Source organism: Bradyrhizobium septentrionale (genome assembly GCF_011516645.4).
Classification (GTDB): Bacteria; Pseudomonadota; Alphaproteobacteria; order Rhizobiales; family Xanthobacteraceae; genus Bradyrhizobium; species Bradyrhizobium septentrionale.
In genome coordinates this window covers 1,550,305-1,563,097 of the sequence record NZ_CP088285.1, presented here as the reverse complement: position 1 = coordinate 1,563,097, position 12,793 = coordinate 1,550,305, and the positions used below count along the sequence as shown (strand labels likewise).

Genomic DNA, 12,793 nt, shown 5'->3' with positions numbered 1-12,793 from the left:
GCGCGCCGATATGGCAAAATCTGTGACAATTCCCACTTGATATCAATATGGTGAGCGCGACACACCGGGATCACGAAGATGAGCATTGACGACAAAACCAGAACAGAACTCGAGGCCGCGGTCTTCCGGCGCCTCGTCGATCATCTGCGCAACCGGACCGATGTCCAGAACATCGACCTGATGAACCTGGCCGGCTTCTGCCGCAACTGCCTGTCCAACTGGATGAAGGAAGAGGCCGACGCCAAGGGCCTTGCCGTGAGCAAGGACGAGAGCCGCGAAGCGGTCTACGGCATGCCCTACGAGGAATGGAAGGCGAAGTATCAGGGCAGCGCGACGCCGGAGCAACTCGCGGCGATGAAGAAGGCCCAAAGCGGGCATTAAATCTCAGCCTGTGTGACGTCAGTTCCGTGGCCGCCTGCATCTCCTGTGGGCGCGCTGTGGATGAGCGCGATGTTTCCTTGACGGAACGTGCGCCAAAATCGAGGGTCGCCCGCAGCAAGCGGTGCGCGTGGCGCGTATTCGCGCGACATTTCATTGCCATTTCAGGAGTACGCGATGGCCACCACGTCTGCCGCCGTTCAGGATGAGCCCGCAACGCGATTTGCCAAGGACCAGCTGAAGTCCATCATCGAGCGCATCGAGCGGCTGGAAGAAGAAAAGAAGACGATCTCGGACGACATCCGTGACGTCTATGCCGAGGCCAAGGGCAACGGCTTCGACGTCAAGGCGCTGCGCACCATCGTGCGCCTGCGCAAGCAGGACGCCAACGAGCGCCAGGAGCAGGAGACCATCCTGGAGACCTACATGCAGGCGCTCGGGATGCTCTGAGGCGGCCGGCGTTCTCGGCCGGCAAGCGCGCCGGGCGGCCTTTCGGGCGCCCGAGGCGCGTTCAGCGAACAAGGCTTGGGTGAAATCCCGTGAACTGCTAGACTGCCCGGCGAGGTAACCGGGCAGATCGTTCAAATGGACGTGCCAGGACCAGAGCGCCGGCTCGCTGCGGTGCTCGCCGCCGATATGGTCGGCTTTAGTCGGCTCATGGAGGCTGACGAGACGGGCACCCTTGCGCGCCTCAAGACCCATCGGATCGAACTGATCGATCCCGCCATCACCAAGAATCGCGGCCGCATCATCAAGACCACCGGCGACGGCCTGCTGGTCGAGTTCCACAGCGTCGTCGATGCGGTGCTGTGCGCGGCCGAGGTCCAGCGCCGGATGGCCAAACGCAACACCGACGTCGCGCCGGCACGGTGGATGCAGTTTCGTATCGGCATCAATCTCGGCGATGTGATCGTTGACGGCGCCGACATCTTCGGCGACGGCGTCAATGTCGCGTCGCGCCTCGAGGTGCTGGCCGAGCCCGGCGGCATCTGCATTTCCGGCGCGGTCCGCGATCAGGTCGGCGATCGCCTGGAAGATCTGAGCTTCGAGGATCTCGGCGATCAGACCGTCAAGAACATCGCACGCCCGATCCGGGTTTTCCGCGTCCATCTCTCGTCGGATGCCAGGGCCGTTGCCGAGCACCCGAAGGGGGCGGCGGCGGCGCCCGTCGTCGCCAGGAAGCCGTCGATTGCGGTGCTGCCGCTGGTCAACATGAGCGGCGATCCGGAGCAGGAATTCTTCGCCGACGGGCTCACCGAGGACATCATCACCGAGCTGTCGCGCTTCCACGATCTGCTGGTGATCTCGCGCAACTCGACCTTTGTGTACAAGGGCAAGGCCGTGAAGGTGCAGGACGTCGCGAAGGAATTCGCGGTCGACTATGTGCTGGAGGGCAGCGTGCGCAAGGCCGGCGGTCGGATCCGCGTCACGGTGCAGCTGATCGATGCCGAGGCGGACCGGCACGTCTGGGCCGAGCGCTACGACCGCGAGCTGGCCGATATCTTCGCCATCCAGGACGAGATGACGCGCGCGATCGTGTCGACGCTGCCGGGGCGCGTCGAGGCCGCCACGCATGACCGCGTCAAGCGCAAGCCGACCGACAACATGGCAGCCTATGAGTGCGTGCTGGCTGCCAAGGTGCTGCATCATCGCTCGGCGCGCGACGACAATGCGGAGGCGCAGCGCCTGCTCGAGCGGGCCATCGTGCTCGACCCCAACTATGCACATGCGCACGCCTGGCGGGCCTGCGTGCTCGGGCAGACCTGGGTCTACAATTGGTGCGAGGATCGCGACGCGACCTTCGCCCAGGTGGCCGCAGAGCTCGAGATCGCCCTCAAGCTCGACGACAACGACAGCGACGTGCACCGGATCCTCGCCGCGCTGAACCTCAACCGCGACGACCATGACAAGGCAGCCTTCCATCAGGAGCGCGCGCTCGCGCTCAACCCGAACTATGACCTCGTCGTGGTGCAGCAGGGCGAGCTGCTGACCTGGCTCGGGCGGCCGGAGGAGGGCATTGACTGGATCAAGCGGGCGATGCGCCTCAATCCGTTCCATCCGGAGCGCTTCTGGAGCCATCTCGGCCGCGCCTGCTATTGTGCCGAGAAATACGCCGATGCGGCCGAGGCGTTCTCGCGGATCACGCGGGCCGACCACACCCATCATGCCTTCCTCGCGGCGACCCTGGCGCAGATGGGCAACCCGGTGGCGGCCTCCGCGCACGCCGCCGAGGTGATGAAGCGCGAGCCGGCCTTCTCGGTCGCCGCCCATCTGACGACCCAGCACTACAAGCGCGAACCCGACCGGGCGCGCTACGAGGCCGGCCTGCTCAAGGCAGGACTGCCGGCCTGACCGGCTCGATGAAGGATGTTGTGGGAAGAGCTTACCGCAGCGAGGCGGTGCGCAGCACGAACGACTGGGTCGTCAGGAGACTTGTCGCCGAGCCCGAGAAGCGGTCGCAGGTCATGCCCATCATCGGATCTTCCGAGAAGGTCATGGCGACGGCGGCCTGCGGCTTCACGAAGTGCGCCCGCATCAGGCTCATGTCGGTGTCGCCCAGCACCGTGGTCAGCATGCCGGTGCTCGCGCTCGGCGCCAGCATCACCACGCGCATCCAGACGTCGTTGCCTTTGGCAGCAGAGATCCGCGCCGACGTGGTGATCACGCCCTGGCCGGGCGCGCCCTTCGCAACGACGGTGTTGATTTCGGTGGCCGGCGCAGCCGCATTGCGGGTCGGCCGTACATTGCGCGGGATCGGCGCCGTCGCCGCGACGATGTTGGCGCGATCGACCGGCGAGCTGGCCGGAACGTAGGCGAGTGCCTTGTTGAAGTTCTCGGTCGCGCTGGCGGTGGTCTGCGGGTCGGCGGCGCCGACGGCTTCACGGGCCTTCAGCGCGGCGATCTGCGCCGCCGATGCCTGCTTCGGCGCCGCTGAATCGTCACCCCAGAAGCCGCGGGCATTGATGATGTCAGCGGGCGATTGCGGCGCGGTGCTCTCGGCCGTCTGCACCACTTGCACCGCGGGCTTGGCCTTCGGCATCGGGACGAGCTGCGCGTCGGCGGCGGCAAGCTGGATGGCGGCGGCGAACTGCTGCGGCTTGGCGCGCGGCATCGGAACGGGATCGGCGGCTTTGGCGGGCGCTGCGGCTGCGACCACGGTATTGGCCGCGGGCTTGTCGTTCACAGCAGACGAACCTTCGTCCTCGTCGTCGCCCGACTTGCCGGCGCCGAACAGTTTCGCGAACAGGTTCGGCTTGCTGATAACAGCTGCATTGTCACCATCGCCGCGGCGTTCGATGTCGGCCCTGGCGAGCTCATAGCCCTTCAGCGGCGTGCCGTCGGTCGGGACATGGACGGTGCGGCCGTCGGGGAACACCCTGACCAGCTGATCGCGGGTCATGCGGGGCCAGTGGCGAATGCTGCCGGTGTCGAGATGGACGAACGGCGAGCCCGAGGTCGGATAGAAGCCGACGCCGCCGCGTTGCAGGCGGAGGCCGGCGAAGCGAATCTGCTCCAGCGGTACGCCCGGGATGAAGAAGTCCATCGCATGGCCCAGCATGTGCTGGCTGTGGCGCGCAACGCCCGAGGAGCGGCGGCGGAGCATGGCGTTGGTGGCGGGGGCGCGATAGGCGGAGATGATCTGGATCGGCTGCTTGCCGCCGACGTCGCTATAGACTTCCCAGAGGATGTCGAACAAGTGACGGTCCATCACCGTCTCATCCTGGGAGCGCCAGTCGCGCAGGAAGTGATTGAGCTGCTTCAGCGCGGCTTCGTCGTAGCGGCCATCACGCTTGAAGGTGACGGTGAGGTCTTCGCCGGAATGGGTGTGGTGGAAGGAGAGGGTGCGGGTCTGGTTCAGCGCCGTCGCGTCGTGCACAGATCCCGCGCCCGCCAATAGCAACAGCGCGCTCAGGCCGACTTGGTACCCGGCCTTAGGCAGCGACAGCAGATTGCAGCGGCGTGCGAAGACAGCCAGCACTAATGAGCCCACCCAAGTCGACGAGCGTTCGGTCGGCACCTTTCGCAGACCCCCCGCGAAAGACGGTGAACGCTTTCTTAAAGCGGGACGGTTAACCGAGGTTTACCGACCCGCCCCCAAGTTAGGCTTAACTAACTGGGCGACTGTGGCAAAAGATAGCCCAGTTCCGCGGCAGAGGTGGGTAATGGTTAACATAAACGATCCCGCTTTTTGAGCGAGATCGTTGATTTTACTTGAAAATTTATCTCAATCTGGCCGGAGAAACAGCTTAGCGGGTGATCACCCGGCGCTGCTGCTGGGCTTGGCCGCGACGGACCGGCTGCGGCTCCGCCTGTCCGAATCCTCCGAACAGGCGCTCGAAGAAGTTCGGTCCGGAGGAATTAAAGCCGCTGTTGTCGCCGGCGACGTTGACGCCCGGGGGCAGGCTGCTGCTCGGTGGACGCGAATAGCTCGGCTGCGAATGTGCCACCACGGTCTCGAGATCCTTGCTGCGGCTGTTCTTGAGCAGCGACAGCATGGTGGCGTCGCGGCCGTAGACGTCCCGGCGGATTTGCAGCTTGCCGGCGTCGTCCACGAACGCGGTCTGGTAGGTGATGTTGACCGGGATCGGCGTCGCGAATTTCAGGTCGATCTCGCTCGAGCCGTACATGCTGCGGATCTTCTCCGGCGTGTAATGGTCGTTCGGCATCGCGATGTTGAGCAGCACCGAAGCGTACTGATCCGGGTTCTGCACGCGCATGCAGCCGTGGCTGAAGGCGCGCTCGTCCCTGGCGAACAGGTTCTTGTCCGGCGTGTCGTGCTGATAGACCAGGAACTTGTTCGGGAAGTTGAAGCGGATGCGGCCGAGCGCGTTGGCTTCACCCGGCGGCTGCGAGATGTGGATCGAGCCGTCGCGGTTGCGCTCGAGCCTCAGCCCCATGCGCTGCAGCACCGTCGGGTCCTGCTGCAGGGCCGGCAGATACTCGTTGTAGATGATCGACGGCGGCACGTTCCAGGTCGGGTTGACCGTGATGTACTTCATCGTCTCGGTCAAAAGCGGCGTGGCGTGCTGGCCGGGCTTGCCGGTCACCACGCGCGTGGTCCAGACCTGCGCGCCGTTCTGCATCACCTTCAGCGTGTAGTCGGGGATGTTGAGGATCACATAGGCGTTGCCGACATTGGCGGCGCCAAGCTGGCGCGGCAGCCAGCGCCAGCGCTCCATGTTGACGATCACGGCGTCGATCTGGCGGTCGCGCTTCGGACTGTTCAGCGCCTTGACCGTGCGCTCATCGAGCACGCCTGATGGCTTGAGGTCGACGCTGTTCTGGAATTTCTCCACGGCACGCGCCAACGTCGCGTCATACTTGGTGCTGTCGGCATTCTCGGTGACGCCGAGCTTGCTGCGCAGGTCCGGCACGCGCGGATCGTCCATCTCGACCGCGGCCTGCTTCTTGCGCGCCGGCACGTATTTGAGCGCGGGGCCGTCGGCGATCGTGATGACCGGGCCGTCGCCCTGGCCGCGCAGCTCGGCGAGCTTCTGCTTCAGCTCCTTGTAGAGCTTCTGCGGCGGGTTGTAGCTGTCGAGCGCGGCGGAGGCGTCCTTGGCGGAGGTCACATGCGCGAAGACTTCCGCCGCATCGATCGGATGCTCCGGATAAAGGATGTCGGCCGACACCTGCGACCAGTGCATGCGGCCGCTTTGGGCCTGGCGTGCATAGTCCAGCATGCTGGCCGCGAGCTTCAGCTCGGCGTCGGCCAGCGCATCTGATGTCGTGGCCGCGGCGAAATCCGGCACCGGATAGTCTGAAACATCGAGGCCGTCGGCGGCCGCGTCCTTCAGGCGGGCGATCACGCCCTTGCCGGCTTCGGTCAACTTGCCGGCCTTGGTGAAGACCGGCGCGTAGTCGCGGGCCGAATAGAATTTCTCGGCCGCCGCGCGCTCATTCTTGCGATCGAAGGTGCGCAGCGACTTGCCGGCGAGCTGTTCGCGCAGTCTGTCGGCAACCGGCAGATCCTCGGCGGCAACGTTGCTCGCAGCCTTCGCGGGTTCGGCAGCCGGAGCTGCGGCCGTCGCCGGCGCGGGGCTTGCCGAAGGCGCTGTGGCAGTTGCAGCGGCGGGTGATGCCGGAGGCGGCACGACCGCGGGATCTGTCTTCGCAGTATCCGTCTTGGCGGTATCTGCCTTGGGCGCATCGGCGGGCGTCGTTGCCGGCGTCGTGGCGACATCGGCGGGCTTCGGCTCGGCGGCCTTGGCCGTGCTGGGCTCTGCCGGTTTGGCGTCAACCGGCTTCGCATCAGCAGGTTTGGCCTCGGTGGCCTGCACGCCGGCCGGCTTCACATCTGCCGGCTTGGCTGCGTCGGGGAGCGCGGCGGTGGTGTCGGCCTTGAAATCGCCTGCGGTCGGCGGCGGCACATTGGCCGGTTCGGGGCGCGGGATCGCGGCGTCGATCGCGAGTTCCGAGGCGCTGGAGCGAGGCGTGTCCTGCGCGAAGGCTGAGGTCGCGGACACCGTGAGGAAGGTCGCCGCGACGGCCATCAAGACGCGGTCAAATCCTCGACGATGGTTCGAACAGTCACGCATTATCGCACCCCCTGGGTGGAACTGCCCCTCGCTCTCTGGAACAGTTCAAGTCAGTATTTGGTTTCATAGCTTGCGCGAAAGCGCCGGCTCTTCGATCGACTCGCACGCCTGCACGCAATTGACGCAGACGATACATTTGCCGCTCTTATGCAGCCAGCGCCATACGGGGCAACTCACGACAAACTGACCTCGAAGCAGCTGATTTCGCTCGGGCCGTGCGTTTTTGCCACGCGGCACAGCCTTTGTCTGTCACCGCCACGACACGGTTCAAAAGGTTCCCTGGTATGGTCTTGCCGGCGCCTGCGCCTAGCTGGCGTCGCTTGTGCGCGTGCCGGCCGCAGCTTCGTCGAGCTTGCGGTAGAGGGTCGAGCGGCCGATCTTGAGCCGGCGCGCGACCTCCGACATCTGTCCGCGATAATGCGAAATCGCGAAGCGGATGATCTCGTTCTCGAGATCTTCCAGGGGGCGCACCTCGCCCGCAGCATTGAGCATCGGGAGGCCGCCCGCGGTGGGGAGGGGGGCTGCAACCGGTATATCATTACCGGAAATCATGGCAGGTGCCGTGGACGGCGACACCACCAGCGGCTCGCCCTGCAAGGATTTGCCCTCCGGCGCCGGATGCGCCGACCCCTGCGGGAAATCGGCCAGCCCGAGCTGGTCGCCATCGCTCATCACCACGGCGCGGTACACCGTGTTCTCGAGCTGGCGGATGTTGCCCGGCCAATCGAGCTGGGCGAGATGCGCCATCGCCTCGCCGGTGATGCCGGTGATGTTGCGGTTTTCCTCGGCGCAGAACCGCGCCAGGAAATGCCGCAGCAGATGCGGAATGTCTTCGCGCCGCTGCCGCAGCGCCGGAATGGTCAGCAGCAGCACGTGCAGCCGATAGAACAGGTCCTCGCGGAACTGGCCGCCCTTCACGAGATCGAGCAGCTTGCGGTTGGTCGCCGAGATGATGCGGACATCGACCTTGACCGGCTTGCGGCCGCCGACCGCCTCGACGGTGCCTTCCTGCAGCGCGCGCAGCAGTTTCACCTGCGTGGCCAGCGGCAATTCGCCGACCTCGTCGAGGAACAGCGTGCCGCCATGGGCCTCGACGAACTTGCCCTGATGGCGCTCGGTAGCGCCGGTAAAGGCGCCCTTCTCATGGCCGAACAGGATCGATTCGACGAGATTGTCCGGGATCGCACCGCAGTTCACTGCGACGAACGGCCTCGCCTTGCGCTCGCTGCTGCCGTGGATGGCGCGCGCGAACAGTTCCTTGCCGACGCCGGACTCGCCCTCGATCAGCACCGGGATCGTCGAGGAGGCGGCCTTCTGCGCGGTGCGCAGCACCCCGGCCATGGCCTCGCTGCGGGTGATGATGTCGGAGAAGGTCAGCCGGCCCTCGCGGCTGTGCCGGATGCGCTGCAATTCGCCCTTGAGGGCGGAGGCGTTGAGCGCGTTGCGCAGGGACACCTGCAGCCGTTCGAAGCCGACCGGCTTGACGACGAAATCCTGGGCGCCGGCGCGCATCGCCGACACCACATTGTCGATCCCGCCATGCGCGGTCTGCACAATGACCGGGACGTTCAAACCAGCTTCACGAATTTTTGCGAGGACTCCGAGACCGTCGAGGCCCGGCATCACGAGGTCGAGCACGACGGCGTCGATCGCCTGCGTCTCGGATGCGGTCAGTGCCGCTATCGCCGCGTCGCCACTGTCCACGACGAGGGGCTCATAGCCGCACTTCTGCACCATGTTTTCTACCAAACGACGCTGTACTGCGTCATCATCGGCGATCAAAATGGTGGCAGCCATGGTTTTCCCCGCACGCTACGTTTATTTGTCTCGAATCGGGGCACTGTCGCCGATGCCGATTAACGCACTCTTAAACGTTGCAAACCCGCTTTCATTCCGCCGCCGCCGACATCTTTCCGACTGAACTAAGGTTTCGAACAAGATGACCTCGCGCTCCAAATCTGCTCCGAACAAGTCTGCTCTCAGCAAGGCAGCCCTCCGCAAGGAATCCGCGTTACGCAAGACGGTCGCGCAACGCAAGCCGGCCGCAGCCGGACCGGCGGCGAAAAAGCCGGCCGGCAAGACCGGCAAGCTGCCGGAATGGAATCTGGCGGATCTCTACTCCGGTATCGACGCGCCAGAAGTCGCCCGTGACCTACAGAAAATGGATGCAGATTGCGTCGCGTTTGAGACCGATTACAAGGGCAAGCTGGCCGAAAATACCGCCAAAGAGGGCGGCGGGAGGTGGCTTGCCGAGGCGGTCAGGCGCTACGAGGCGATCGACGACCTGGCCGGCCGTCTCGGCTCCTATGCCGGCCTCGTCCATGCCGGCGACAGCGTCGATCCCGCGATTTCGAAATTCTATGGCGATGTGTCCGAGCGGCTGACGGCGGCGTCGGTGCATCTCTTGTTCTTCGCGCTGGAGCTCAATCGCGTTGACGATGACGTGATCGAGCGCGCGATGGCCGAACCCGCGCTCGGTCATTACCGGCCGTGGATCGAGGATCTGCGCAAGGACAAGCCGTACCAGCTCGAGGATCGCGTCGAGCAGCTGTTCCACGAAAAGGCGCAGAGCGGCTACGCCGCCTGGAACCGGCTGTTCGACCAGACCATCTCCGGCCTGCGCTTCAAGGTCTCAGGCAAGGAGCTCGCGATCGAGCCGACGCTGAACCTGTTGCAGGACAAGGCGGGGGACAAGCGCAAGTCCGCCGCGCAGGCGCTCGCCAAGACCTTCAAGGACAATGAGCGCACCTTCGCGCTGATCACCAACACGCTCGCCAAGGACAAGGAAATCTCCGACCGCTGGCGCGGCTTCCAGGATGTCGCGGACTCCCGCCATCTCAACAACCGCGTCGAGCGCGAGGTGGTCGATGCGCTGGTCGCCTCGGTGCGCGCGGCCTATCCGAAACTGTCGTACCGCTATTACGCGTTGAAGGCCGGCTGGTTCAAAAAGAAGAAGCTGCCGCATTGGGACCGCAACGCGCCGCTGCCGTTTGCCGCGACCGGCACCATCGCCTGGCCCGAGGCGCGCAACATGGTGCTGTCGGCCTATAACGGCTTCTCGCCCCGGATGGCCGAGATCGCGGAGCGCTTCTTCGCCGATCGCTGGATCGATGCGCCGGTCCGTCCCGGCAAGGCGCCCGGCGCGTTCTCGCATCCGACCACGCCGTCGGCGCATCCCTATGTGCTGATGAATTATCAGGGCAAGCCGCGCGACGTGATGACGCTGGCGCATGAGCTCGGCCATGGCGTCCATCAGGTGCTGGCGGCGAAGAACGGCGCGCTGATGGCGCCGACGCCGCTGACGCTGGCGGAAACCGCGAGCGTGTTCGGCGAGATGCTGACCTTCAGGCGGCTGTTGTCCCAGACCAAAAACGCAAAGCAGCGCCAGGCGCTGCTCGCGGGCAAGGTCGAGGACATGATCAACACAGTGGTGCGGCAGATCGCGTTCTATTCATTCGAGCGCGCGGTTCACACCGAGCGCAAGAACGGCGAGCTCACCGCCGAGCGGATCGGCCAGATCTGGCTCAGCGTGCAGGCCGAGAGCTTGGGGCCCGCGATCGAGATCAAGCCGGGCTATGAGACGTTCTGGATGTACATCCCGCATTTCATCCACTCGCCGTTCTACGTCTATGCCTACGCGTTCGGCGATTGCCTGGTGAACTCGCTCTATGCGGTCTACGAGCATGCGTCCGACGGTTTCGCCGAGCGCTATCTCGACATGCTCGCGGCCGGCGGCACCAAGCATTATTCCGAGCTGCTGCGACCGTTCGGGCTCGACGCCAAGGACCCCAAATTCTGGGACGGCGGCCTGTCCGTCATCGCCGGCATGATCGACGAGCTGGAGGCGATGGGTTGAGGCCAAACGGCCCTCCGCTGCACGGTTGGCCGGGCCGGTGTTCGGGCAGGGTCATTCGGCGTTTTTGCGCCTGACGGCATGATCCTTCCATGACGCTCGCGTTTGGGAGATCAATCCTGCCCCCGCGGCGGCCGCTGGCCGTCGCTCGACCGTCTGGGCCGGGGACGATTTGCGCTTCAAATCGCCCGATCGGGACCGCGCCGTTGCCCTGCCAACCCGTTTGCGGTAATGGCTCGCAGAACGCGAATTTCTGACTGGGGACAGCGATGGCAGACCATAGCGAAGTGGCCTACACGACCGCCGACGGCAACGACTACGTGGCGCATGAGCAGACCTACGAGGGGTTTCTCATCCTGGTCAAATACGGCAGCATCACCGTCGCCATCATTCTCGCCCTGATGGCTTATTTCCTGGTCTGATCCCTGATCGGCTACCGGCATCGCCGTCCCGCGGCGGTGCCAGAATTCCTGATCGAACCCGGGTGTAAAAACCGGGTATCCAATCTGGCGAAAATAACGCTAGTTTGAAGACGCGTGCGCGGCTCGCGCCGCCGGAGGGCCCATGAAGATTGCCGTTGCCAAGGAAATTGATCCGTCCGAGCCGCGGGTTGCGGTCTCGCCCGACACCATCAAGAAGTTCAAGGCGATCGGCGCCGAGGTCGCGGTCGAGCCGGGCGCGGGCATCAAGTCCGGCCTGCCCGATTCGGAGTTCACCGCGGTTGGCGCCACCGTCAGCGCCGACGCGCTCAAGGACGCCGACATCATCATCAAGGTGAAGCGGCCCGAGGCCTCCGAACTCTCGAAGTACAGGCGCGGTGCGCTGGTCATCGCGATCATGGATCCCTACGGCAATGATGCCGCGCTGAAGGCGATGGCCGATGCCGGCATTGCCGCCTTCGCGATGGAATTGATGCCGCGCATCACCCGCGCCCAGGTGATGGACGTGTTGTCCTCGCAGGCCAACCTGGCCGGCTACCGCGCCGTGATCGAAGGCGCCGAGGCCTTCGGCCGCGCCTTCCCGATGATGATGACCGCCGCCGGTACCATTCCGGCCGCGAAAGTGTTCGTGATGGGCGTCGGCGTCGCCGGCCTGCAGGCGATCGCGACCGCGCGGCGGCTCGGGGCCGTGGTCACCGCGACCGACGTGCGCCCCGCCACCAAGGAGCAGGTGGAATCGCTTGGCGCGAAATTCCTCGCCGTCGAGGACGAGGAGTTCAAGAACGCGCAGACCGCCGGCGGCTACGCCAAGGAAATGTCCAAGGAGTACCAGGCCAAGCAGGCCGCGCTCACCGCCGAGCACATCAAGAAGCAGGACATCGTCATCACGACCGCGCTGATCCCGGGCCGCCCGGCGCCGAAGCTGGTCACCGGCGAGATGGTGAAATCGATGAAGCCCGGCTCGGTGCTGGTCGATCTCGCGGTCGAGCGCGGCGGCAATGTCGAGGGCGCCAGGCCCGGCGAGGTCGTCGAGACAGATGGCATCAAGATCGTCGGCTACACCAATGTCGCCGGCCGCGTCGCCGCTTCGGCCTCGAGCCTGTATGCGCGCAATCTGTTCTCGTTCATCGAGACGATGGTCGACAAGGCCAACAAGGCGCTCGCGGTCAACTGGGACGACGAGCTGGTGAAGGCCACCGCGCTGACCAAAGACGGCGCCGTCATCCATCCCAACTTCCAGCCGAAGTAAGGAGAGAAGCCATGGAGCATCTCGCGCAGGCCGTCGATCCGTTCGTGTTCCGGCTGTCGATTTTCGTTCTCGCCGTGTTCGTCGGCTATTTCGTGGTGTGGTCGGTGACGCCTGCGCTGCACACGCCGCTGATGAGCGTGACCAACGCGATCTCGTCGGTGATCGTGGTCGGTGCGCTGCTCGCAGTCGGCGTCGGCATGGTCTCGAGCGGCTCGGGCTGGGCCCGCGGCTTCGGCTTCGTCGCGCTGATCTTCGCCTGCGTGAACATCTTCGGTGGCTTCCTTGTCACCCAGCGCATGCTGGCGATGTACAAGAAGAAAGCAAAGTGAGCGGC

10 protein-coding genes are annotated in these 12,793 nt (G+C 65.0%); 7 read left to right on the top strand and 3 right to left on the bottom strand.

The features are described 5' to 3' along the window. Positions 1 to 78 precede the first annotated feature (78 nt). The 3 genes from HAP48_RS09385 to HAP48_RS09375 all read left to right on the top strand — a co-directional run bounded on the left by HAP48_RS09385 (position 79) and on the right by HAP48_RS09375 (position 2,730). Complete coding sequence (locus HAP48_RS09385; RefSeq protein ID WP_076862154.1) at positions 79 to 381, top strand: DUF1244 domain-containing protein; 303 nt, start codon at positions 79 to 81, stop codon at positions 379 to 381. Positions 382 to 555: 174 nt separating this feature from the next. Then, entirely contained in the window at positions 556 to 828 is a 273-nt protein-coding gene (locus HAP48_RS09380) for a DUF2312 domain-containing protein (RefSeq protein ID WP_029085502.1), read from the top strand. Positions 829 to 963: 135 nt separating this feature from the next. Beyond that, a complete protein-coding gene (locus tag HAP48_RS09375) occupies positions 964 to 2,730 on the top strand; it encodes an adenylate/guanylate cyclase domain-containing protein (RefSeq protein WP_166214007.1) in 1,767 nt (588 codons plus the stop codon). 31 nt (positions 2,731 to 2,761) lie between these two features. Here the strand turns inward: HAP48_RS09375 and HAP48_RS09370 are convergent, their stop codons facing one another. The 3 genes from HAP48_RS09370 to HAP48_RS09360 all read right to left on the bottom strand — a co-directional run bounded on the left by HAP48_RS09370 (position 2,762) and on the right by HAP48_RS09360 (position 8,714). Then, the gene (locus HAP48_RS09370; RefSeq protein WP_224496983.1) at positions 2,762 to 4,357 is read right to left on the bottom strand and encodes a peptidoglycan L,D-endopeptidase MepK; all 1,596 of its coding nucleotides are present in this window, start codon (positions 4,355 to 4,357) and stop codon (positions 2,762 to 2,764) included. A gap of 268 nt (positions 4,358 to 4,625) precedes the next feature. Further along, complete coding sequence (locus tag HAP48_RS09365; protein WP_166214009.1) at positions 4,626 to 6,917, bottom strand: L,D-transpeptidase family protein; 2,292 nt, start codon at positions 6,915 to 6,917, stop codon at positions 4,626 to 4,628. 306 nt (positions 6,918 to 7,223) lie between these two features. Continuing rightward, positions 7,224 to 8,714 carry a sigma-54-dependent transcriptional regulator gene (locus HAP48_RS09360; RefSeq protein WP_166214010.1) on the bottom strand — a complete coding sequence of 497 codons (1,491 nt, stop codon included), beginning with the start codon at positions 8,712 to 8,714 and terminating at the stop codon, positions 7,224 to 7,226. A 142-nt stretch (positions 8,715 to 8,856) separates the two neighbouring features. On the opposite strand from HAP48_RS09360, the gene HAP48_RS09355 reads away from it, so the two are divergent. From HAP48_RS09355 to HAP48_RS09340, 4 genes are all read left to right on the top strand, one after another. Beyond that, complete coding sequence (locus tag HAP48_RS09355; protein WP_166214011.1) at positions 8,857 to 10,773, top strand: M3 family oligoendopeptidase; 1,917 nt, start codon at positions 8,857 to 8,859, stop codon at positions 10,771 to 10,773. 266 nt (positions 10,774 to 11,039) lie between these two features. After that, the gene (locus HAP48_RS09350; protein ID WP_029085508.1) at positions 11,040 to 11,192 is read left to right on the top strand and encodes an aa3-type cytochrome c oxidase subunit IV; all 153 of its coding nucleotides are present in this window, start codon (positions 11,040 to 11,042) and stop codon (positions 11,190 to 11,192) included. A gap of 142 nt (positions 11,193 to 11,334) precedes the next feature. After that, positions 11,335 to 12,459, top strand: coding sequence for a Re/Si-specific NAD(P)(+) transhydrogenase subunit alpha (locus HAP48_RS09345; protein WP_029085509.1), 1,125 nt, complete (start codon positions 11,335 to 11,337; stop codon positions 12,457 to 12,459). An 11-nt stretch (positions 12,460 to 12,470) separates the two neighbouring features. Beyond that, on the top strand, positions 12,471 to 12,788 hold the full coding sequence (locus tag HAP48_RS09340) for a proton-translocating transhydrogenase family protein (protein ID WP_016841609.1): 318 nt from the start codon (positions 12,471 to 12,473) through the stop codon (positions 12,786 to 12,788). Positions 12,789 to 12,793: the final 5 nt, after the last annotated feature.